We start from the raw sequence: 21,339 nt of genomic DNA, 5'->3' as shown, positions 1-21,339 counted from the left end.
TCAAAAATAAACATAACTAAACAGACTTGTAATAAAAACCCATAAAAATTAATATATGGTTATACAGTATTTTAACTGTATAATGATTTTAAGAATTCCCCTTAAAATCAACTTACTCACATACCTTTATACAGCAATTGTTCCCCAATTCTGTATATCAAAAAAACCTTTCATTCATTTGAAAGGTCTTTTTGAGCCTGCCCATATTCTTCTTTCGTATTTACATTTATAAACCAATCCGCATTCGCTTGTACATCTTCTCCAGAAACATACTTCACATTACATTGTGATAAAAGCTGCCCCATACTTCTTTTTTCTTCCTGAAGTAAAGCATAAATCTTTTCTTTCACGCGGTTATGATACGCCGCAAGTAGCGGTTGTTTTCTTCCATTAATAATAGGTACAACCGCATCATATTCATTGTTCGTTTGCTCCAGTAAAATGGTAAACCATTCATGTGAAACATTTGGCGCATCGCAAGGCATAATAGCATACCAATCTGCTTCTATGTATTCCATACCTGATACAATGCCGGCAAGCGGTCCATTTCCTTTATAGTGCGGAATGTCTTCTATAACAGGTACTTGTACGAATTGCTCTACTCGCTCTTTTATATCAGTATGGCTAATTACTACAATGTCTTGCAAGGTATTTCCCATCACTTTCACAATATGCTCAACAAAAGTAGTTCCCTTCCAAATTGCTAACGCTTTCGGCTCACCGAATCTACTCGACATACCACCTGCTAATACAATTCCAGCATACTTACTCATTGGCGATGCAGCTCAAATGTAATATGACCTAATTCCGGTAAAATTAATTTATTCATCGCAAGGCGAACCGCTCCGCTAGACCCTGGCATCGAGAAGACTACTTTGCGCCCAATTGTACCACCAATCGCTCTACTTAACATTGCGCTGCTTCCGATATCTTCTAAATAACTAATCATACGGAACAGCTCACCAAATCCAACAATTTCTTTATCTAATAACGCTGATACTGCTTCAATTGTGACATCGCGTTTCGTAATACCAGTACCGCCATTTGTTAATACAACATCTACATCTTCCTTATGATAACCAGCTAACACTGCTTGCTGAATACTTTCTTTATCATCTTTTACAATTTCATAAGAAGTTACTTTATGTCCCGCTTCTTTTAACAATTCATGTAATAGTTGTCCGCTCTTATCTGTTTCTTCCGTACGTGTATCGGAAATCGTCACGATCTTGCAACGCACTTCTTTTGGAGCTTGTTTTTTATGTTCAGTTACACTCATTTTTTATCTTTCCTTTCTTAAAGACTTTTCTTCATTTTATCATACATACCTTTACACAATTATGTATGAAGCCAATCATGCGCCATGATACAATATAAGTATACTAACCCACAAAAAGGAAAGTGCACTTTCTTATAATCCTAGACTGCACATCTTTAGCTACTCTTTATATTTTCTACATAATAGAATTCAATTTTAAAACTTGTACTAAAAAATAAATTGGAGGTCTACATAGTATGGAACTTTATAAAAAATTAACAACAACATTTATCCTCTTATTCATCGCTTCAATCACTGTCGGCTTTTCCTTAAAAGGCGCAATTCCATACGCTACATTAGTAAGCATTATATTCGCGACACTATTTTTACTAAGTAGTGCCTTTTGCGCAGGTAAAGCACGTCAAATGAAAGGTTGATTACATATGTTCCAGAAGAAACCCACCCTTTGTAAATCATGTAAAAAGGAAATACAAACGTATGAAAAGGCATGGATTCATATGCCTTTTCCAGCAAGTGGCATGACTAATATGAAAAAGTATATTGAGCTAGATGGAGAAGTATATTGCAAATCATGTATTCAAATTATAAGTAAAACGAAATAAAAAAAGCTTTGCGCTCACCGCGCAAAGCTTTTTTTCATATATTATAGACCAGCTTGCTCTTTTAAAGCTGCTGCTTTGTCTGTACGTTCCCATGATAGATCTACATCAGTACGTCCGAAGTGGCCGTAAGCTGCTGTTTGTTTGTAAATTGGGCGACGTAAGTCTAGCATTTTAATAATACCAGCTGGGCGAAGATCGAAGTTGTTACGAACTAGCTCTACTAGTACGTCTTCAGATACTTTACCAGTGCCGAATGTATCAACTGAAATTGATACTGGTTGTGCTACACCGATTGCGTATGCAAGTTGTACTTCTGCTTTTTCAGCAAGACCAGCTGCTACGATGTTTTTCGCAACATAACGAGCTGCATATGCTGCAGAACGGTCAACTTTCGTTGCATCTTTACCAGAGAATGCACCGCCACCGTGGCGAGCGTATCCACCGTAAGTATCAACGATGATTTTACGTCCTGTTAAACCAGCATCACCTTGTGGTCCACCAATTACGAAGCGGCCAGTTGGGTTAATGAAGAATTTCGTTTCTCCATCCATTAATTCTGCTGGTACTACAGCTTTAATTACGTGCTCTTTTAAGTCGCGATCGATTTCTTCCCATGTAACATCTGGGTGATGTTGTGTAGAAATTACGATAGTATCAACACGTACTGGTTTACCATTTTCATCATACTCAACTGTAACTTGCGTTTTTCCATCCGGACGTAGGTATGATAATGTATCATCTTTACGTACTTCAGTTAAACGGCGAGCTAATTTGTGAGCAAGCGAGATTGGAAGTGGCATTAACTCTTGTGTTTCATTACATGCGAAACCAAACATTAAACCTTGGTCTCCTGCACCAATTGCCTCAATCTCAGCGTCAGTCATTTGACCTTCGCGTGCTTCTAGCGCTTGGTCAACACCCATAGCGATGTCAGCAGATTGCTCATCGATAGATGTTAAAACTGCACAAGTTTCTGCATCGAATCCGTATTTTGCGCGTGTGTAACCAATGCCTTGAATTGTTTCACGAACGATTTTTGGAATATCTACGTAAGTAGAAGTCGTAATTTCCCCCGCTACCAATACTAAACCAGTTGTTACAGTTGTTTCACAAGCTACACGTGCATTTGCGTCTTTTGATAAGATCGCATCTAAAATTGAATCAGAAATTTGGTCACAAATTTTATCTGGATGTCCTTCAGTTACAGACTCAGATGTGAACAGATGACGTTTTTTTGTCATGTGGTAAACCTCCCTACAGTAATTGTATATATTGTACGGAACTCATCCTTAATTTGCCACAAACTGCGACATACATTTATTCTCCCACACAAGCATACAGAAAAACCTTTCCTACTTTACATAGAGGAAAGGTTTAATTTGCTACTTGCATACTGCTTTTTGCCCTTCGCTCTTATCGTTCGAGACCTGTAGCCTCGCACAGGTTTTAGCACCTATTCACCTGCATTTATCAATACAAGTGAGGTTGCTGGGCTTCATCGGGCCTGTCCCTCCGCCAGCTCGGGATAAGAGAGTATCCGTCCCAACCTATACTAAAGAAATGATATTCATTTGTCAATTAATATTCACATTTTCCTGAAAGTTTTTCTCAATACGCCTGAAATGAAATATTAATAGGGAAATAATGCATTCACACAAACAAAAAGAAATAAATAGTATACATTATTTATATAATTGTGTTATACTCTTGTTGGGGATTACGAGAAATATTTCATTAAATGAAAAGGATGGTATATAAATATGAGTACTGTGAATGTCCAAATTGGTTTACACGAATTATTGAACGGAAGCAATGCACAGATTCAACTAAGTGTTCCGCAATTAGTGGAAAAAGTATTAATGCGAAATGAAGGGAAATTAACTTCGACTGGTGCCGTTTCTGCTTCAACTGGAAAATATACAGGACGTTCTCCTAAAGATAAATTTATTGTGAAAGAAGCATCGGTTGCTGACAAAATTGCTTGGGGAGCTGTGAACCAACCGATTTCTGAAGAACATTTTAATAAATTATATACTAAAGTTTTAGAATACTTAAAAGAAAAAGAAGAGTTATTCGTCTTCAAAGGATTTGCAGGCGCTGACCGCAATTACCGCCTACCAATTCAAGTTATTAATGAATATGCATGGCACAATTTATTTGTACATCAATTATTCATTCGTCCAACTGAAGAAGAATTAACAACTCATGAGTCAGGGTTCACAATTGTTTCTGCACCGAACTTCAAAGCTGATCCAGCTGTTGACGGTACAAACTCTGAAGCATTCATTATGGTTTCATTCGAAAAACGTATTGTACTAATTGGTGGTACAGAATACGCTGGAGAAATGAAAAAATCAATCTTCTCTATTATGAACTTCTTACTACCTGAACAAGATATTCTTTCTATGCATTGCTCTGCAAACGTAGGTGAAGAAGGCGACGTAGCACTATTCTTCGGTTTATCTGGAACAGGTAAAACAACATTATCTGCTGATCCAAACCGTAAATTAATCGGTGATGATGAGCACGGTTGGTCTGATAACGGTGTATTCAATATTGAAGGCGGTTGCTACGCGAAATGTGTAAACCTTTCTCACGAGAAAGAACCACAAATTTTCGATGCAATCACATTTGGATCTGTTTTAGAAAACGTTATCATTAATGACCAAACGCGTATCGCGGACTACAACGATACTACTTTAACAGAAAATACTCGTGCTGCATACCCTATGCATGCGATCGACAATATCGTACTGCCAAGTGTTGCTGGACACCCAAATACAATTATTTTCTTAACTGCTGATGCATCTGGCGTATTGCCTCCAATCAGTAAGTTATCAAAAGAGCAAGCTATGTATCATTTCTTAAGTGGTTACACTAGTAAACTAGCAGGAACAGAGCGCGGCGTTACTTCTCCGCAAGCTACATTCTCAACTTGCTTCGGTTCACCATTCTTACCACTTGATGCATCTCGCTACGCTGAAATGCTTGGTGAAAAAATCGAGAAACACGATGCGAAAGTATTCTTAGTAAACACTGGCTGGACTGGTGGCGAATACGGCGTTGGTAAACGTATGAACTTAGGTTACACTCGTGCAATGATTCAAGCAGCATTAAACGGTGAACTTGCGAAAACTGAAACAGCTAAACATGATATCTTCGGTCTTGAAGTTCCACTTCACGTACCAGGTGTACCTGACGAAGTGTTAATGCCTGAACAAACTTGGGCTGATAAAGCTGCTTACAAAGCAAAAGCAATCGAACTTGCAAATGAATTCAAAGCTAACTTCAAAAAGTTCGACAGCGTATCTGAAGACATTATTAACTTAGGCGGTCCAATCGCTTAAATTAAAACTTTCTGTTGGAATAACCCTTTACTCATATGAATAAGTGTCGTGTAACCGTAAAGTTTCGCGTACTCACCGACAAAACCCAATGCGGCTTAACGGTTACACACACTTACATAAAAAAGAAGCTTACGTGAAAACGTAAGCTTCTTTCTATATCTTATATAAAGTGAAACGTTAATCTCTTAATCTGTGACTTAAGTCATAAAATGACATGCCAACATCTATAATTTTACAGAAAATTCACTTTATATTTATTCGTTTTTAGTTTTTTTATGATACAATTTACATATACAGGAAAGGGTGAGACCCATGAAAAATTTTTCTCGTACAGGAAAAATTTTATTCAGTTATGGAGCGATTCAAGTTTTTTGGGGACTTGTAATGCTTAACGTTAATTTATTTGAGCATACAAGTGAAACGATAAAATATATTATTCTAATTACCGGAATAGTTTGCTGTCTTATATCCAACTTTTTTAAAGAAGCTAAGAGTCATACTAATACGTAATTTCATGTTAACTTATTGGAAGCAGAAACCTGTATTTTATGTAAAGTTATGCTTCCTGCTGTACTATCCATCACTGAATCACTTATCCCAGAGTAAACCCATTTCAATAGAGACAAATCATGGCTTCGAACATATAAATTATATCCCTACTCACTACATCTCTCGGGTTTCACATCGTATGGGGCTAAAAAAGGCCCTGACCGCTTCTATCCGTGGCTGGATCATCTATTCCATCTAAAAAGAATTCTTTTATCTTTTTTAGCTCTTTGTTAGTTCTTTCTCATCTTTCATGCTATAGTAACCTAAATTCACAACGATTAAGAAATAACCACCCATAATCCCTACTGCAAACGCCCACATAACCATGTGGTGCTCAATTTCGTACATAATAATAGCACCCAAAATGGCAGCTGCAAAACGGTTAAACATACCGAGTGTCGGTGCTTTCGTCTTCTTTACAATACTATCTCCAAGCTTCTCAATTCTTCTCCCTAAAAGCCAAACGCAATACATACTTACAATAAGTCCAATTCCAACGCCTAAAAAGTGTGCTGAAAACGGTGTTAACATCCAACCTAGTAACAAAATACCTAGTATATAATACGATTGGATTTTAAATGATCTTAGTGACATACTAATCATGCTGTACCTCTCTTCATTCGTTCTTATCTATCCAACAAAAGATTTCTTTCAAATTCATATTCCTTAAATCCATTTCATTTAAATTAAAAACAACATAAACAGTATGTTTATATTGTTTAAATGTTTTTAGAAAATAATATTATACAAGATTTCAAACATCATATTCTCATATTTTGTGACGGTTTTTCAAACTTTTTTCGTCCATTTATGAAAAAAATGATATCAATCTATGAACATACGGATATGATGTAATAAGCACACAAATAAAGGGGGCGTCTAATGATTTATTTTTTAATGGCTCTCATTCACCTCATTATCCCTGCACTTATTGGACTTTCATTGTATTGGTACACGAAAAATCATAGCATTTTTTACGCTGTCCTCGGTGTTCTTCTTCCAGGTATTATTCTTATTACACTCTTCCGTATTCCATTTTTAAACTTAATTCCACTTATTACTGCTATCTTATTTCTCATCTTCTTACCAAAAATAAAAAAATAGGAAAGCAGATCATAGGTGATCTGTTTTCCTATTTTGATATAGGTTCCCCTACAATAGAATGAACTTTTACTTTCTCCGATTTCACAAACCATAGACCGACAAAAATGATAATTCCACCGATGATCTGTTGAAACGATACATATTCATTTGCCCAGACAGCTGCAAATAAAACAGCTACAAGCGGCGTTATATACATATATACCATCGTATGTGACGCCCCAATTTTTTGAACACCAACATACCACATTACTAAACCGAATACTGTTACAAAGAAAATAGAATATAGTAAAGCAAATAGTGTCATTCCGTGAGTAATGTGAAATGGCATGACAAATACATGTGGACCACTTAACAATAATAGCGGAATCGCACCCACTAATGCAGACCATGCAGTAACACGTAATGCTGAATATTTTTTAATTAATGGTCCTGCTAAAACAGGATAAAGCCCCCAGCATATTGATGTAATAAGTCCAATTCCATTGCCATAAAAAGAACTAGTAAGTGAATGTCCTGCTACTAAAACTAAGGCTGCACCAACAAAGGCAGTCATAGAACCGATTAACTTTCGAGAAGAAAACTTTTCTTGTTTCAGAAAAATCGCAAATGCAGTTGTAAAAATAGGTGAAATAGAAATGAGTAAAGAAGCATTTGTAGCGGATGTATATTTGACAGTTTCCATAAATAACGTTTGATACAGTACAATACCTACAACGCTAACGATAATTAATCTAGGTATATCCTTTTGCTCCATATAAACCGACTTTTCAATAAAAAAGGTAAGGAGTAACAGAAGCGGTGCCGCCGCCATCATACGAAGTGCAGTAAACTCAATTGCTGTAAATTCTAAAAGTCCATACTTCGCAATTGTATAGTTAATCCCCCAAATAATAACAACACTTAAAATTAATAACTCAATTCCCCATCTTCTCATGCGTATCCCCTCCGCAAAGAAGATTATACAGAAAATTCAATCACGTGTACATTTCATTATGTGAAAAAATCTTTTTATTATATGAAACGTTTTGGTAAATGAAATTATATCGGCGATTTCCCAAATATATCAGCGCAACTCCATTTATATCAGCGATTTTTTCAATATATCGACTTATCGACAATAATAGCGACTTATAAAATAAAAAAAGTGAGTCCAAAATACATTTTGGACTCATCTTTACTATACTCGAACGTGTAATTTCATATTTGGATTATAAAACTGGCTTGGGCTCTTCAACTGAAAAGTTCCTCCACCTTCATGCCAATCAACCGTTAACTTATCGTCCATAAATACAAGCTTTGTACGATCAGCGATAAAATTCATTGTGCTTGATTCAATATCCACATCGCGCTCATCTTTCTCTGCTACAGCTACTAAATCGATGATTCCGCTCATAACACAACCGCAACCTTCATTATCATAAAATAACTTTATATATTTCGCTTCACTTGGAATCGTATCCATAATCTTTTTATATGCTGCTTCTGTTACAGTAACGTACATATGTTAATCTTCATCCTCTCTTCTCTTATCATTCATATATTGTATCACCATTTTTCTCAAAATTTATATACAGAAAATTAAGACTAATATACAATGTATGTGATAAAGTTTCAGCAATCGAGCTTTTATGAGTAGTTCATGCAGGAGAAAGGATGTTTACTATCTGTGTTCAAACTACAACGCTATCCTATGTTATTAGGTCTATTTAGTATTTTCTTCATTTCTAGCGGAAGGCTATTACAGCATGTACTTCCCTATTCTCCTTCTATTAGCTGGATTCTAGGTTTTATTTGTTTCCTATCCGCTTCTTATTTTGCTACGAAAAATATAAACAACTCATAAAGCAAGAATCATCTTAAGGAGGATTATCAAACATGCCAGCCTTAAAAAAAATAGAGCAATCACTCGATCACTTATTCCAAATTGAAAAATACGGAAAAGATAGTGCCTTTAGTCGATTTATCCCAGCCGTATATGATCCTATCAAATTTCCTTGGCAACAATTTTTCGAAGCAAATTTTGTAGATTTATTTAACGGCCTTATGATGCACGGATCTGAAAATGTAAACAAAGTATTTTTAGCTGTATTCCCTACAGATGACGTTCTTGAAACATTCATTTCACAATCCACACCCGGTGATTTACTCTTTATGCACCATCCCCTTGTAATGGAGTGCGGTGATCCGCTTGGAAGATCAGGCCGCGGTTTCATACCAATTCCTGAAAAATATTTGCAAGGAATAAAAGAAAAACAACTTTCTATATATACATGTCACGTACCAATGGATTTTCATCAAACACATGGAACGAGTATTTCAATTGCAAAAGCATTAAACGCTACTGTAGTGGACGACTTTGCATATGGAGGTCCAGAACAAGAACCAGTTGGCCTTATTTGTGAAATAGATGAAACATCAACAGACGCACTCCAAAAACATCTAAAACAACTCTTCCAGATTCCTTACACAGACTTCGAAGGTAAACGACATGATTCCATCAAAAAAATCGCAATTATCGCTGGATGTGGCGATGTTGTATCTTTAATGAAGGAAGCAGAAGAAAAAGGTGCTGAAGCATATATTACAGGAGAAATCCATTGCCATATCGACAATGATTACGGCAGACATAAATACTCGCTCATTATGGATTATGTAAAAGAAACGAATATGTCTCTAATTGGTGTGTCACACTCTGCCTCTGAATATTTAGTGAAAGAGACATTGATGTATGATTGGTTTAAAGAGAATTTTGATGTGGATGTTATTTTGCTTCCTCAGGAAAAATGGTGGCTCTAACACTATCATTTTTTAAATTTATATACACAATACAATCGACCACAGAAAAATAGAGAAATGTGAAAGCACCACCTGTACCAACGTAAATGCTTTCGTTGTGCCGGAAAACGAACCTACTGGTAGCACCGACTTTACTGGTGCTACCAGTATTACAGCTGGAAACCTATTTTTTTGGGAGGATACAACCGCTCTTTATATTCATGCTGCAAGTGCTGTATATTCTATTTTTCTAATCACTGACATATAGCAATTCATTTCATAAAAAAAGACCCGAGATTCGGGTCAACAAATAACAGACAAAGCCATTATATATTTTTCATAGTAAAACATCCATTATTTTCTTTTTACACTATCAATATATTATTTTTCGTTATCGTCCTCTTTTTTAGAACGTCTACCTAAGAAGAACACAAAAACATCACTTCCAAATAAGTGATGTTTTTTCTATTTAATGCAGTGGTAACATAACCTCAACCGTTGTTCCAACCCCAACTTCACTTTCAAAACTCATTTTACCATTGTGGTCTTTAATAATTTTTTCTGTAACTACTAAACCTAGACCAGTTCCTGTTTCTTTCGTTGTATAAAAGGCTTCATTTAACTTTGGAATTTTATCTTTTGGAATACCACATCCCTCATCTTTCACTTGAACGATGATTCCATCTTTTACAGTAACTTTAATCGTAATTGTTCCGCCAACTGACATTGCTTCAATTGCATTTTTGATTAAATTAAAAAAGACCTGTTTTAATCGTTTTTCATCACATGTAATGGACGGTAAGTCTTTACTGTAAATACCTTGTATGTAGACTCCTTGTTTTAAAGCTGGCTTTTCCATAACTCGAATAACATAAGAAATAATTTCTTGTATGTTATGAGTTTCTGATTCTAGTGATTTAGATTTCTCAAATCCACTAAGTTCTGTAGCAATTATATGAATCCGATCTACTTCTTGTTTCATAATATCACTATAAATTTTATCCTCTGGATGCTTGTCTGCTTGTTTATTCACAAGTTTTTTTAAGTTTGCTAAAGGTCTTCTAATCTTATAACCAATAACCGTTGCCATTTTTCCAACAGCTGCTAGTTTTTCTGTCTGTTTTATTTCTTTGTCCATCATCTCAAGCGTACGAACGTAAGACTGAACCCTTAAAAATATAATCCAACATATAATAGTAAATACACTATATAATGCCATTGGGATTAAAACGAGAGAAGATTGAATAATGATTCCTGTAAGAGCGTACTTCCCGACAAGTATCGCTGGAACTAACCAGAAATATCTTTTGTTCACAAAGATTGGTGCGAACAAAATAAAAAATACTTCTACTATATTTCCACCGTCAAATTCCGCATCGCTACCATAATAAATCATAATGTTATGGATACAATCTAATACATTATAGCCAATTAGAATAATATACTTTACCACAAAAACATTCTTCCATTTCATAAAGTATATTCCAATGCAAAACAATACTACCGTCAAAAAGTAAAGCCATAAACCTAAACCATCTTCAAACTTTCCTACGCCTTCTTGCTCTCCCGCGATTAAAGGTACGATAAATTCATAGGCAAGATCATACACAAAAAATATAATAAAAAATAAACTTAAAAATACTTTCAATGCCTTTATTTCTTCATTTTTAAATATATAGCCTTTATTCATATGGTAACTCCTAGTTTTTCTTCCACTTGGATTTCAGTATTTCCACACTTCCTTGGGAGAATGATGTCTATTCTCGTTCCAGTATCTCTTTCACTTGAAATATGCAGCTCACCAAGGTGCTCGGCGACAATTCGATTCGCTACCGTAAGTCCCAGACCAATTTTATCTTGTTTCGTTGTATAAAAGGCTTCTGTAACACGGGGTAAGTTTTCTTGCTTAATACCATGACCATTATCGATTACGCTGATTATTACATATTCTTTCCCTTTATTCTCTAATTGCAAATGTAACATGCCACCTTGTTCCATTGCCTCTAAAGCATTTTTTATCGTATATAAAAAGACTCCTCTTATTTTTCGTTCATCACATTCAACTTCTATTGTTTTTTCTTCCACATTAGAAATAAACTGCACGTTTAATTCATTCATTTTTCCGCGAAGACTTGTTATTACTTGTAATACAATTTTTCCTACATCATGTTTCTTATAAATAGAAGGTTTGCATGTAGCAACTTCCATCAACTCACTTATCATATTATTCATATTTTCTATTTCAAAAATCATACGTTTATAAATAGGATCCTCTTCATGCTTCTCTCGTTGTAATTGCGTAAATCCTTTTAATGAAGCGAGTGGATTTTTAATTTCATGTCCAACAGTCGCTGCCATTTTTCCGATTACTGCTAATTTTTGTGATTCACTAGCAATCGCAATACTTTCCTTTACAGCTGAAAGATATTGTAAAAATCGATTTAAAATGATATATGCAGCTATTAACATAAGTGTACACATAATAAGGAACATAAATGCTTTTATTTCCTCTAATACAAATAAATAAATTAAATATTTTCCTACAATAGAGGAAAGCAAAAACACATAAAATTTTTTATTTAAAAATATAGGCACAAAGAAAATGAGAATAATTTCCATTATATTTGTCGCATCAAACGCCGCCTTATTATAAAAAATATACGAAACTATATTAGCGATTTCTATCCCTATGTATGCAAATATCCATGCATATTTAACAAGGTTTGCCTTTTCTTTTTTCAGTAAATATATATTCACGCATAGTATTGCTACTCCGCAAATAACTTGCCATATTATGTTGTATCCCTTATCCATTATTGATTTATCTTCTAATACGATTGCATAGAAAATTTGATATACAATAACAATGACATATAACACCCATAGAAGGATTTTTGCATTTCTTTCTTCTTCTTTATATGATAGAAAACTTTCTTTCACTTCAACACCCCTTCAAAATAATATCTCGAAGAATACCATTTATTATAATAAATGATTTTCATAGACAAACAAAGATAAATCGAACATTTGAGGAAAAACGTACCAAAAACGCAATATATTTAGACTATATACAGAGCATAAAATCTATGATCATTAATACGTATATTATGGAGGATGTTTTATATAGACGGCCTAAAAAGTAAAACAAAGCTTTTAGAATGGAGCCTATTGATAGAACAGGGGGAGTTTTATGTTTGTTACTGTCGAGAAAGATGTGCATATTTTTGTGCAAGACATTAATCCTGGTCCAGGTAGTAAGACTGTTTTCTTCGTTCACGGATGGCCTTTAAATCATCAAATGTACCAATATCAACTCAATGTTTTACCAGAGCATAGCTTTCGCTGTATCGCCATGGATATACGAGGGAATGGGCAATCTGATAAGCCATGGACTGGTTACACGTATGATCGATTAGCCGATGATATCGCAATTGTTCTGGAAGCACTTCAAGTAGAGAACGCTACATTAGTCGGTTTCTCAGTTGGTGGTGCTCTTTCTATTCGCTATATGTCTCGCTATAATGGGCACCGCATTTCTAAGCTCGCATTAATTGACGCTGTCTCCCCCTCTTTCGTTAAAAATCAAGAGTCCCCTTACGGTGTACCGAAAGAACAAGCAGATGCTCTCATTAATCAAATGTATGCTAATTTACCAAAATTTTTAAATGATGTATCTTTATCCTTTTTTAATAGAAACTTAGGGGCTGCAACCCTTGAATGGTTTTCTTATCTCGGTATGCAGTCCGCTTCTTATGCCCTTATAAAAATTTTACAAGCAGCTGCAAATGAAGATGTAACGAAAGATTTAAATAAAATTAACGTCCCAACAAAAATCTTCCACGACGTTCACGACCAACTAATTCCTTACAAAAGTGCTGAGCTTACGCAGCAACGAATTAAAAATTCTCAGTTACATGCTCTTACAAATAGTGGTCATGGTTCACCAATCGATCAAGCGGATGAATTAAATAAAGAACTGATAAAATTTTTACATGCATAACAACTGCAATACAAGAACGAAAGTTAACACAATCGATTTTTCACAAAACATAAAATTCACATATTTCTCACAAATACACAAATAAAACGATTACATTTTCATATATACTAAATGTACAAGTAATACTCCCTAAACCCAGCTTGTCTGGTTACCCCGTTAAATACTATGAAAAAAGAACTTGTATCGTTATACAAGTTCTTTTTGTTTCTTTTATTTAAAGAGGATATCTTTACTATATTGATTTCCAACGAGTAAATCATATTGAAGCATTTTATATTGCTCTAACATTTCTTTTTGTTTCTTTGTTAAATCATTGATTACTTCTCCATTTTTATCAACTTTTAATTCATCTCTAAGCACTGGTATTTCCTTGTAAAGTTCCGATAAAAATTGATAAAATAAGGATTTATTTAATCCTGCATAATCAAAAATAAGATTAGAAAAATGAATTGGGCTTACTAAACCTAAATTATCATTTGGCATATCAAAGTTTGCATACATTAATAGCGGTGTTTGCGCCATCGCTAAACGTTCATTCGGTGTTTTTTCATTCGTTATATACCCATTTTCTTTATAAAAAGATTTATTTGTTCCTAATGATGGAAGATGATCTCCAAAGAATACTAATAATGTAGGTCTATCAAAATTATCTAGTTGCTCTATTAAATATTGAAGAGCCTCATCTGAACGTCTTAATCCTTCTGTATACGTCTCTAATTCTCCCTTTGATTCTTCATTTTCTAGACCACTAATTTCGATTAGGTTTTCACCAAATCGGCCCTCTGTAAATGGAAAATGATTTTGCATCGTAACTGCATGAATAAATGTAGGTTGTTTTTGTTTCTCTAACTCAGCAATTATCTCTTTACTCATCGCTAAATCACTAATATAATCTCCATCAATATCCACATTTTCCATCGTGTCCTCTGCATTAAACTTATCAAACCCTAACACCTTATATACATCATCACGTTTAAAGAATGTGCGACCAAATGAATGAATTGCACTTGTATAATAACCTTCTTTTTTCAACGCTGTAGGAATTGATGGAATTTCTTTCTTATTTGTAATAACCTGCTGATATGGTATAGAACCTGGCTTTAACAAACTCATTGAATAACTTGTTAATGCCTCAAATTCAACGTTCGCCGTATTCCCCCCAAATGTAGGAGAAATAGTTTGTCCACCAGGAAAGTTTTCTATATAATGATGTAAATTTGGTACAGGATCTTCACTAAAAGAAAGGTTAGTTACTTTCGTCGGATCCCAAAACGATTCACTCATTACAAAAATAATATTCGGTTTCTCTTTTTTATTTTGGCTCCCTATATTTCCACTATATTGTTTTTTTATATCGTTTGCTATTTGAAGCATATTTTCTTTAGAATAATTTTTTGGTTTTTCCATAACTGTTGTATCTAAATTGCTAATAAACCCAAGTACAAAACCATTTGAAGCATAGTTCTCATTTTGATTCCACAAAACAAAATCTACACCTGATTTTTGAAATACTTTATTCATAAATGTATTCGCAAAATTACCATACGCATATAGAACAAAAATAGATCCTACTACTAATAAGGCTCTTATTCCTAGATGAATCTTTACATTTTGAATATACCTTCTCATATATATCCCTGCTACAATACAAGCTACGATACTTACGATAATGACAAAAATATAACTCCAACTAAAATAGTCCATCACCATCGGTATAACAGATTGCATATGCGTAATTTGTGTGAAATCAGAAGGATATAACGGATCACCTCTGAAAATAAGCTTCAAATAATTCACAATACATAAAATGACTAACGTACAGCTCGTTAAAACCATACTTAGAAAAACCTTACCTATTAAATTATATACAAGAATATATATTGCATAAATTACTAAAAAACTTAATATAAACTGCATATTATAAAAGTAAATCCAATTCATTGCCTCTATGAAACTCATATTAACTTGCATGACAATATAAAATAACGCTACTGTATGAGCTAGCAAAAATAATATAAAATGCACTCGTAGGGATGCTCTAAGTATAGACATCTCTTTTTTATTGAAATGCGTAATATAAAACGTTATGCCCCATACGAAAATCATCATAACACTTAAAACAAGCTTTTGATTTAAATGATCTTTCATCATGTCTAAATTGAAAACCTTTAAAATCATAAACAGCATAGTTATTACTAATAAAGTCACCATACTACTTATAATGCTAGAAATTAATATATTTCTTTTTGGAAGATGAAAAAGTGTAGAACCATACTTCAATTCATTCCCTCGTTTCTATGTCTTAATTTCCCCCGCATCGAAAGAACTATTTCTATTAAAATAACATATATTACATATTTCGTCTGCATACTTGTTTCTATCATAAATGTATTGTCTTAATATTCCCTTAATCAACAGTTAAATTGTGGCATACAAATTACTCATTCTTGAAAAACTTAATTTCAGCATTCCACTTTATGATATAATAACTATGTTTTGGAAATCCTTAATACTATTAAAGATTTCACATAAAAATACGAAAGAATTAATAAAAAAGGAGTTGCTCATTTTTGCTTACTAAGTTTAAGAGTTTGCCTAAAGCGGTATATGTAATTTTGGCGCTTTCTTTCCTGTTGCACGTTTTTTGTTTAGTAAAACAGCCAGGATTAGATGGAGAGTTAGTCAAAGTAACATATGGTGCAAATGATGCCTTTAACTATTCGTTAACAGCTGAACAACTATTAAAACATGGTGTATTTGGTTATGTGTATTTAGAACCTAGTGAAGTTCCAGGAAAAAATGCATATATTACACCAGGTCAGCCATTACTATTAGCTGGCGCTATGATTATTTCTGATATTACATCAATTCCTTACTATTACGTAGCAACTGTTATTAACATGATCATGAACCTTTGCACAGTGCTATTAGTATTCTTAATAGGAAAAGAATTGTTCGAAAAAAACATTTATGGAATTGTTGCAAGTATTTTATATGCTATTTATCCCAGTAACTATACATACTTCCGTACATTGCTAACAGAAGTTCCATCCATATTCTTATTGGCGTTATGTGTATATGTATTTGTTCTCGCATGGAAATACAATAAAGTGAAATTCCATATATGGTTTGGAATTGTCGTTTCAATTTTACTTATGTTCCGTCCAAATCCAGCTCCAATGATGCTCATTCCTGTTCTTGTTGTGTTATTTACATATGGATTTAAAGACTCCATTCGAATCGGATTGTTATGGTTTATCGGACCTTTCTTTATTATTGGCGCATGGGTTGTTCGTAACTACTTAGCACTCAACCAATTTATTTTATTCTCAACCCAAGGTGCAGATCCACTAATTGCCGGTGCAGATCCATTTAATAAAATTGGATATGAAAATATAGTAAATGAAATGAGAGCTAAAGGCTTAGATGACAAAGGTGCATACGCAAAAGAATTAATCAAGAACGGATTTAAGACGGACTTCACTTATTGGTTCTCTTGGTTCACTGTCGGTAAAACAATTGAATTATTCAAAACAGCTCCTGCTGTAGACCAATACCGTATTCACAACTTTATGCAACTATGTCATAGAGTGTTTATCATCGGTACATTCTTGAGCAGCTTCTGCTTGATGCTAAATTCATTTAAACATAAACGCGTTATGATGCTAGTAGCAAGTTCTATTATTTACATTATCTTCTCAAACTTATTCTTAGCAATTAATCGCTATGGATTTTTCATTAATCCTCTTATGTGCTTAATTCTTGCATACGGATTAATTCACATTGTGCAGAAACTTCCATTCTTCCGCACTAACCAAGCATAATAAGAAAGAGGTCGTCCACCGTTGGACGACCTCTTTCTTATTCCCCACACTTTACACACGGCCAATTTGTCCATTCTGTAATTACACTTTAATTCCGTATGTATGTGTTTCTGTATTTGTCAAAATATCTTTCACAACACCACTCACTGTTTTATGTATAAATGCAAGTTTTTTACAACTATTACTATAACGAAAAGAACCCGCCACAAGACAGGTTCTTTTCGTTATTTTATGATAAAAGAGAAGATGATTAGCATGTGTATTATATAAAAGGAAGCAGCCATATTTTCCATACGATACATACGAGTACTGTAACTACAAAATCAAAAAAATCTAATCTCGGGCCTTTTTTTTCATATTCATATGTAGCCACATATGAAACCATTTTATTTTTGTATATTTATGGATGTTTTTCTTTACAAATCGGTAAATAAGCATTTGCATAATAAAAAATCCGGCCACAAAAATAAATAATAAGATGAGAAATCCAATCACAAAATTCCTCCTATTTTTGTAGCGTTTTTTCTACTATCCGATTTTTCAAAACCCACTCTTCAAACTGGGCACTTCCAAATTCCCAACTAAGATCGCGAGCATGTACAGAAAAAACGTAATAACCGGCATATTCATCCATAAACCTACCTAACTCTACATCGTCTTTCTGAATACCGTATACTCCAAAATTAAAATACACATCCCATACGTCTTCATTCTTCCTCTTATAAGCAATCGATTCCATATCACATTCTGTCCCGAAATAATCAAGATGTAAATGTACGCTATCATCGTATTCGTACTCCATTTTATCACCCCTTATATTTGTACTTCTTTACCTCCAAAAAAATTCCTGCTATCTACACTCACATATGGGCACTTACCTACATATCATGCTTGTAGAGTGACTTCTGGGAGGTGTTATATAGTGAAAAAATTAATCGCGATTTTTTGCATCATGTTACTAGCTGTTTTTACTTTTGCTGCTTGTAGTAGTAAAAAAGAAAGTACGAAAGAACAAACCCAAAACATTCGCGTCGGCGAAGTTACCCATTCTCTCTTCTATGCCCCATTATATGTCGGGATTGAAAAAGGATTTTTTAAAGATGAAGGACTAAATATTGACCTACAAACAACAGCTGGTGGCGATAAAACGATGACCGCCCTATTATCTGGCGGAATTGATATTGCTCTCGTCGGTTCTGAAACATCTATTTACGTTCATCAACAAGGAGCGAAAGACCCTGTCATTAACTTTGCACAGCTTACACAAACAGATGGGACATTTTTAGTTTCACGTAAAAAACTAGACTCTTTTAATTGGAATGACGTAAAAGGTGTTACATTTTTAGGACAGCGTAAAGGCGGCATGCCGCAAATGGTTGGGGAATACGTTTTAAAGAAAAATGGCATTGACCCTCGGAAAGATACGAACTTAATTCAAAATATCGAATTTGCTAATATTGCAAATGCCTTTGCATCTGGTACAGGAGAGTTTGTCCAGCTCTTTGAACCGACTGCAAGCATATTCGAAAAAGAAGGTAAAGGTTATATCGTCGCTTCATTCGGAAATGAATCTGGTACTGTTCCTTATACAACATTCATGGCAAAAGAAAGTTTCTTAAAGAAAGATAAAGCTGCTGCTGAAAAGTTCACACGTGCGCTCTATAAAGCACAGCAATGGGTTGATACACATAGTCCAGAAGAGATTGCTGATGCTGTTTCCCCGCTATTTAAAGACACTTCAAAAGACATTACAGTAAAAGTAATTGAACGGTATAAAAAGCAACATTCTTATGCCACAAATCCACTACTAGATGCGGAAGAATGGAAACAGCTCCAAACGATTATGAAAGACGCTGGTGAATTACAAAAAGAAGTCCCACATGAAGCGCTCGTCAATACAAAAATTGCCGAAAGCGTTATTAAGAAATAGAGGCGAAGTGTATGAGTTTTTTACAAATACGTAACGTTTCTCACTGCTTTTTTGCAAAAGAGAATGCCAAACTTATTCTTGAAGATATGAGCTTACAAGTGGAAGAAGGCGAATTTATTTCTATACTCGGCCCAAGTGGTTGCGGTAAAACAACGCTCCTCTCAATCATTGCTGGGTTACTTGATCCAATTGATGGTATTGTCTTTTTAGATGGTGAACCAATTACAACGAAAACATCATCTATGGGATATATGTTGCAGCAAGATTACTTATTCCCGTGGAAAACGATTGAAGAAAATATTATGCTTGGACTTCATATTCGAAGGATTTATGATGAACAAATGAAAGAACATACTTTAAACCTTTTAAAGCAAGTCGGTCTACATGGGGTAGAAGGACAATATCCTCGTGAACTATCCGGCGGTATGCGTCAACGTGCTGCTCTCGTTCGAACGTTAGCAACTGATCCGAAAATTTTATTACTAGATGAACCATTCTCCGCACTCGATTATCAAACGAAATTAAAACTAGAAGAACTCGTTTTCAACTTACTAAATAAATATAAGAAAACATCACTACTTGTTACTCACGATATTGAAGAGGCAATTGCGATGAGTGATCGTATTTATTTACTTCAAGCGAATCCTGGAAAAATCGCGAAAACCTTTATCGTCCCGGAAAGTATCCGTTCTTTATCACCGTTAGAAGCACGCCATCACTACGATTTCCCAGCCCTCTTTCAAGATATATGGAAGGAGCTGGAACGACTTGGATAATATAAAACAACTACATGAACAATTTCGAAAGAAAGAACGCAGGCGTGCTTGGATTGCTCGCTCACTACAGCTTTTACTACTTATTCTTTTCTTTGCACTATGGGAAATAGCTAGCAAAAAAGAATGGATCGATCCTTTACTCTTTAGTTCTCCTTCGAGTATTTGGGATCTCTTCTTAACGAAATGGATCGACGGTTCACTTTGGGTCCACATATGGACGACATTGCTGGAAACAGGAGTAGGCTTCATTCTCGGAACGGTACTCGGTGCTATTATTGCCACGTTTCTTTGGTGGATGCCACTTCTAGCCCGCGTACTTGATCCTTACCTCGTCGTCCTAAATGCAATGCCAAAAGTTGCACTCGGTCCAATCATCATCGTTATTTTCGGTCCAAACATTTCATCTTCTATCGCAATGGGAGTAATTATTTCCATCATCATTACCATTCTCGTTATTTACAGTGCATTTCAAGAAGTCGATTCTAACTATATAAAAGTGATGGACACATTTGGCGCAAATAAATGGCAATGTTATAAGCAAGTCGTTCTCCCTGCATCCTTTCCAGCAATTATCTCAACGTTAAAAGTAAATGTTGGTTTATCCTGGGTCGGTGTTATTTTCGGAGAACTTCTCGTTTCCAAACAAGGACTTGGCTACTTAATTAGCTACGGATTCCAAGTCTTTAACTTCACACTCGTCTTACTTAGCGTACTACTCACATGTGTTCTTGCAACTCTTATGTATGTATTTGTTGAGGCATTTGAAAAAATTCTAATTGGAAAAAGAAAAAGAAGCTGACTCAAAACAGTGCGCTATAGTCAGCTTCTTTCTTTTACCTTTTATCACACATTTTCGTTTCATTTGTAATGTTTCCATCCGCAACCGTAACTGTATGGAAACAGTCTTTCACACGTACTGTAACGACATTATCTTTTCGATCTATCACATGATAATCATTAAACTTTTCATTCAAAGCACTACGAATTTGCTCCCCTTCAAAAATCGGAAAACCGTGAGACATTACCCAAATGAGACCAGCAACAGCAAGAATCGTTTTCATACGTTTCATTACCTCCTCGAGAGTAAACTTATAGTCCCTACAACACGCGTATTATAATTGTGTCTAAATTGTGACATTTTTATACTAATTCT

At 34.7% G+C, this 21,339-nt stretch carries 23 protein-coding genes, 2 pseudogenes and 1 riboswitch; of the genes and pseudogenes, 12 read left to right on the top strand and 13 right to left on the bottom strand.

Annotation, left to right across the window (positions count from 1 at the left end):
• Positions 1 to 170 precede the first annotated feature (170 nt).
• Positions 171 to 773, bottom strand: a complete 603-nt coding sequence (locus MKY38_RS25940) for a molybdenum cofactor guanylyltransferase (RefSeq protein ID WP_000049595.1) — start codon at positions 771 to 773, stop codon at positions 171 to 173.
• Positions 770 to 1,279 (bottom strand): MogA/MoaB family molybdenum cofactor biosynthesis protein, encoded by a 510-nt coding sequence (locus tag MKY38_RS25935; protein WP_000117124.1) that lies wholly within the window; start codon positions 1,277 to 1,279, stop codon positions 770 to 772. The genes MKY38_RS25940 and MKY38_RS25935 overlap by 4 nt, the downstream gene beginning before the upstream one ends.
• Positions 1,280 to 1,515: 236 nt before the next feature.
• On the opposite strand from MKY38_RS25935, the gene MKY38_RS25930 reads away from it, so the two are divergent.
• The gene (locus tag MKY38_RS25930; protein ID WP_000424797.1) at positions 1,516 to 1,695 is read left to right on the top strand and encodes a hypothetical protein; all 180 of its coding nucleotides are present in this window, start codon (positions 1,516 to 1,518) and stop codon (positions 1,693 to 1,695) included.
• 6 nt (positions 1,696 to 1,701) lie between these two features.
• Positions 1,702 to 1,881 (top strand): hypothetical protein, encoded by a 180-nt coding sequence (locus tag MKY38_RS25925; RefSeq protein WP_000486786.1) that lies wholly within the window; start codon positions 1,702 to 1,704, stop codon positions 1,879 to 1,881.
• 41 nt (positions 1,882 to 1,922) lie between these two features.
• Here the strand turns inward: MKY38_RS25925 and metK are convergent, their stop codons facing one another.
• Entirely contained in the window at positions 1,923 to 3,122 is a 1,200-nt protein-coding gene (gene metK, locus MKY38_RS25920; RefSeq protein ID WP_000163123.1) for a methionine adenosyltransferase, read from the bottom strand.
• A 169-nt stretch (positions 3,123 to 3,291) separates the two neighbouring features.
• Positions 3,292 to 3,413, bottom strand: a riboswitch (SAM riboswitch).
• Positions 3,414 to 3,641: 228 nt separating this feature from the next.
• Between metK and pckA the strand changes: the two genes are divergently transcribed.
• A complete protein-coding gene (gene pckA / locus MKY38_RS25915; RefSeq protein ID WP_000108815.1) occupies positions 3,642 to 5,228 on the top strand; it encodes a phosphoenolpyruvate carboxykinase (ATP) in 1,587 nt (528 codons plus the stop codon).
• Positions 5,229 to 5,540: 312 nt separating this feature from the next.
• Positions 5,541 to 5,738 carry a hypothetical protein gene (locus MKY38_RS25910; protein ID WP_000788123.1) on the top strand — a complete coding sequence of 66 codons (198 nt, stop codon included), beginning with the start codon at positions 5,541 to 5,543 and terminating at the stop codon, positions 5,736 to 5,738.
• A gap of 258 nt (positions 5,739 to 5,996) precedes the next feature.
• On the opposite strand, the gene MKY38_RS25905 is transcribed toward MKY38_RS25910, so the two are convergent.
• Positions 5,997 to 6,380 (bottom strand): ATP synthase subunit I, encoded by a 384-nt coding sequence (locus MKY38_RS25905; RefSeq protein ID WP_137072139.1) that lies wholly within the window; start codon positions 6,378 to 6,380, stop codon positions 5,997 to 5,999.
• A gap of 279 nt (positions 6,381 to 6,659) precedes the next feature.
• Here MKY38_RS25905 and MKY38_RS25900 point away from each other — a divergent pair, with 279 nt between their 5' ends.
• Entirely contained in the window at positions 6,660 to 6,881 is a 222-nt protein-coding gene (locus MKY38_RS25900) for a hypothetical protein (RefSeq protein WP_000639042.1), read from the top strand.
• A 28-nt stretch (positions 6,882 to 6,909) separates the two neighbouring features.
• Here MKY38_RS25900 and MKY38_RS25895 read toward each other — a convergent pair whose 3' ends face one another.
• Together MKY38_RS25895 and MKY38_RS25890 are read right to left on the bottom strand one after the other, a co-directional pair.
• Positions 6,910 to 7,815, bottom strand: coding sequence for a DMT family transporter (locus MKY38_RS25895; protein WP_070180593.1), 906 nt, complete (start codon positions 7,813 to 7,815; stop codon positions 6,910 to 6,912).
• 243 nt (positions 7,816 to 8,058) lie between these two features.
• Entirely contained in the window at positions 8,059 to 8,382 is a 324-nt protein-coding gene (locus MKY38_RS25890) for an iron-sulfur cluster biosynthesis family protein (RefSeq protein ID WP_000289570.1), read from the bottom strand.
• A 374-nt stretch (positions 8,383 to 8,756) separates the two neighbouring features.
• Between MKY38_RS25890 and MKY38_RS25885 the strand changes: the two genes are divergently transcribed.
• Positions 8,757 to 9,677, top strand: a complete 921-nt coding sequence (locus MKY38_RS25885; RefSeq protein WP_114555921.1) for a Nif3-like dinuclear metal center hexameric protein — start codon at positions 8,757 to 8,759, stop codon at positions 9,675 to 9,677.
• Between the two features lie 97 nt (positions 9,678 to 9,774).
• A complete protein-coding gene (locus tag MKY38_RS25880) occupies positions 9,775 to 9,924 on the top strand; it encodes a hypothetical protein (protein WP_341050160.1) in 150 nt (49 codons plus the stop codon).
• Positions 9,925 to 10,125: 201 nt separating this feature from the next.
• Here the strand turns inward: MKY38_RS25880 and MKY38_RS25875 are convergent, their stop codons facing one another.
• Positions 10,126 to 11,346, bottom strand: a complete 1,221-nt coding sequence (locus tag MKY38_RS25875; protein ID WP_065222686.1) for an ATP-binding protein — start codon at positions 11,344 to 11,346, stop codon at positions 10,126 to 10,128.
• Positions 11,343 to 12,596, bottom strand: a complete 1,254-nt coding sequence (locus MKY38_RS25870; protein ID WP_137072137.1) for an ATP-binding protein — start codon at positions 12,594 to 12,596, stop codon at positions 11,343 to 11,345. Before MKY38_RS25870 ends, MKY38_RS25875 begins: the two co-directional genes overlap by 4 nt.
• 250 nt (positions 12,597 to 12,846) lie before the next feature.
• Here MKY38_RS25870 and MKY38_RS25865 point away from each other — a divergent pair, with 250 nt between their 5' ends.
• The gene (locus tag MKY38_RS25865) at positions 12,847 to 13,656 is read left to right on the top strand and encodes an alpha/beta fold hydrolase (RefSeq protein WP_341050154.1); all 810 of its coding nucleotides are present in this window, start codon (positions 12,847 to 12,849) and stop codon (positions 13,654 to 13,656) included.
• Positions 13,657 to 13,866: 210 nt separating this feature from the next.
• Here the strand turns inward: MKY38_RS25865 and MKY38_RS25860 are convergent, their stop codons facing one another.
• The gene (locus MKY38_RS25860) at positions 13,867 to 15,936 is read right to left on the bottom strand and encodes an LTA synthase family protein (RefSeq protein WP_086411301.1); all 2,070 of its coding nucleotides are present in this window, start codon (positions 15,934 to 15,936) and stop codon (positions 13,867 to 13,869) included.
• 290 nt (positions 15,937 to 16,226) lie between these two features.
• On the opposite strand from MKY38_RS25860, the gene MKY38_RS25855 reads away from it, so the two are divergent.
• Positions 16,227 to 17,480: a glycosyltransferase family 39 protein gene (locus MKY38_RS25855; protein WP_137072132.1), complete on the top strand. Its 1,254-nt coding sequence runs from the start codon at positions 16,227 to 16,229 to the stop codon at positions 17,478 to 17,480.
• An 81-nt stretch (positions 17,481 to 17,561) separates the two neighbouring features.
• Here MKY38_RS25855 and MKY38_RS25850 read toward each other — a convergent pair.
• The 3 genes and pseudogenes from MKY38_RS25850 to MKY38_RS25840 all read right to left on the bottom strand — a co-directional run.
• Positions 17,562 to 17,633: pseudogene (locus MKY38_RS25850) on the bottom strand (DUF2196 domain-containing protein); the annotation flags it as partial.
• 109 nt (positions 17,634 to 17,742) lie between these two features.
• A pseudogene (locus tag MKY38_RS25845) lies at positions 17,743 to 17,975 on the bottom strand (hypothetical protein).
• A 10-nt stretch (positions 17,976 to 17,985) separates the two neighbouring features.
• Positions 17,986 to 18,282 (bottom strand): DUF3986 family protein, encoded by a 297-nt coding sequence (locus MKY38_RS25840; protein ID WP_000455580.1) that lies wholly within the window; start codon positions 18,280 to 18,282, stop codon positions 17,986 to 17,988.
• Between the two features lie 120 nt (positions 18,283 to 18,402).
• Between MKY38_RS25840 and MKY38_RS25835 the strand changes: the two genes are divergently transcribed.
• From MKY38_RS25835 to MKY38_RS25825, 3 genes are read left to right on the top strand one after another with little or no spacing between them, the layout of a single operon-like run.
• Positions 18,403 to 19,410, top strand: coding sequence for an ABC transporter substrate-binding protein (locus MKY38_RS25835; RefSeq protein WP_000733151.1), 1,008 nt, complete (start codon positions 18,403 to 18,405; stop codon positions 19,408 to 19,410).
• An 11-nt stretch (positions 19,411 to 19,421) separates the two neighbouring features.
• The gene (locus MKY38_RS25830; RefSeq protein WP_000009035.1) at positions 19,422 to 20,186 is read left to right on the top strand and encodes an ABC transporter ATP-binding protein; all 765 of its coding nucleotides are present in this window, start codon (positions 19,422 to 19,424) and stop codon (positions 20,184 to 20,186) included.
• Positions 20,179 to 20,985, top strand: coding sequence for an ABC transporter permease (locus tag MKY38_RS25825; protein WP_000368771.1), 807 nt, complete (start codon positions 20,179 to 20,181; stop codon positions 20,983 to 20,985). The genes MKY38_RS25830 and MKY38_RS25825 overlap by 8 nt, the downstream gene beginning before the upstream one ends.
• Positions 20,986 to 21,019: 34 nt before the next feature.
• On the opposite strand, the gene MKY38_RS25820 is transcribed toward MKY38_RS25825, so the two are convergent.
• Positions 21,020 to 21,247 (bottom strand): hypothetical protein, encoded by a 228-nt coding sequence (locus MKY38_RS25820; RefSeq protein WP_000849112.1) that lies wholly within the window; start codon positions 21,245 to 21,247, stop codon positions 21,020 to 21,022.
• Positions 21,248 to 21,339 lie beyond the last annotated feature (92 nt).

The sequence above is a fragment of the Bacillus sp. FSL R5-0585 genome, from assembly GCF_038004545.1.
Classification (GTDB): Bacteria; Bacillota; Bacilli; order Bacillales; family Bacillaceae_G; genus Bacillus_A; species Bacillus_A cereus.
Note: the sequence above shows the minus strand (reverse complement) of the source record. Positions and strands in the feature narration are given on the sequence as shown.

Coding starts and splice junctions, on each gene's coding strand:
- MKY38_RS25900 (WP_000639042.1), top strand. CDS start 6,660: ATGATTTATTTTTTAATGGCTCTCATTCACCTCATTATCCCTGCACTT.
- metK (WP_000163123.1), bottom strand. CDS start 3,122: ATGACAAAAAAACGTCATCTGTTCACATCTGAGTCTGTAACTGAAGGA.
- MKY38_RS25830 (WP_000009035.1), top strand. CDS start 19,422: ATGAGTTTTTTACAAATACGTAACGTTTCTCACTGCTTTTTTGCAAAA.
- MKY38_RS25875 (WP_065222686.1), bottom strand. CDS start 11,346: ATGAATAAAGGCTATATATTTAAAAATGAAGAAATAAAGGCATTGAAA.
- MKY38_RS25940 (WP_000049595.1), bottom strand. CDS start 773: ATGAGTAAGTATGCTGGAATTGTATTAGCAGGTGGTATGTCGAGTAGA.
- MKY38_RS25925 (WP_000486786.1), top strand. CDS start 1,702: ATGTTCCAGAAGAAACCCACCCTTTGTAAATCATGTAAAAAGGAAATA.
- MKY38_RS25865 (WP_341050154.1), top strand. CDS start 12,847: ATGTTTGTTACTGTCGAGAAAGATGTGCATATTTTTGTGCAAGACATT.
- MKY38_RS25885 (WP_114555921.1), top strand. CDS start 8,757: ATGCCAGCCTTAAAAAAAATAGAGCAATCACTCGATCACTTATTCCAA.
- MKY38_RS25905 (WP_137072139.1), bottom strand. CDS start 6,380: ATGATTAGTATGTCACTAAGATCATTTAAAATCCAATCGTATTATATA.
- MKY38_RS25820 (WP_000849112.1), bottom strand. CDS start 21,247: ATGAAAACGATTCTTGCTGTTGCTGGTCTCATTTGGGTAATGTCTCAC.
- MKY38_RS25890 (WP_000289570.1), bottom strand. CDS start 8,382: ATGTACGTTACTGTAACAGAAGCAGCATATAAAAAGATTATGGATACG.
- MKY38_RS25910 (WP_000788123.1), top strand. CDS start 5,541: ATGAAAAATTTTTCTCGTACAGGAAAAATTTTATTCAGTTATGGAGCG.
- MKY38_RS25935 (WP_000117124.1), bottom strand. CDS start 1,279: ATGAGTGTAACTGAACATAAAAAACAAGCTCCAAAAGAAGTGCGTTGC.
- MKY38_RS25840 (WP_000455580.1), bottom strand. CDS start 18,282: ATGGAGTACGAATACGATGATAGCGTACATTTACATCTTGATTATTTC.
- MKY38_RS25930 (WP_000424797.1), top strand. CDS start 1,516: ATGGAACTTTATAAAAAATTAACAACAACATTTATCCTCTTATTCATC.
- MKY38_RS25895 (WP_070180593.1), bottom strand. CDS start 7,815: ATGAGAAGATGGGGAATTGAGTTATTAATTTTAAGTGTTGTTATTATT.
- pckA (WP_000108815.1), top strand. CDS start 3,642: ATGAGTACTGTGAATGTCCAAATTGGTTTACACGAATTATTGAACGGA.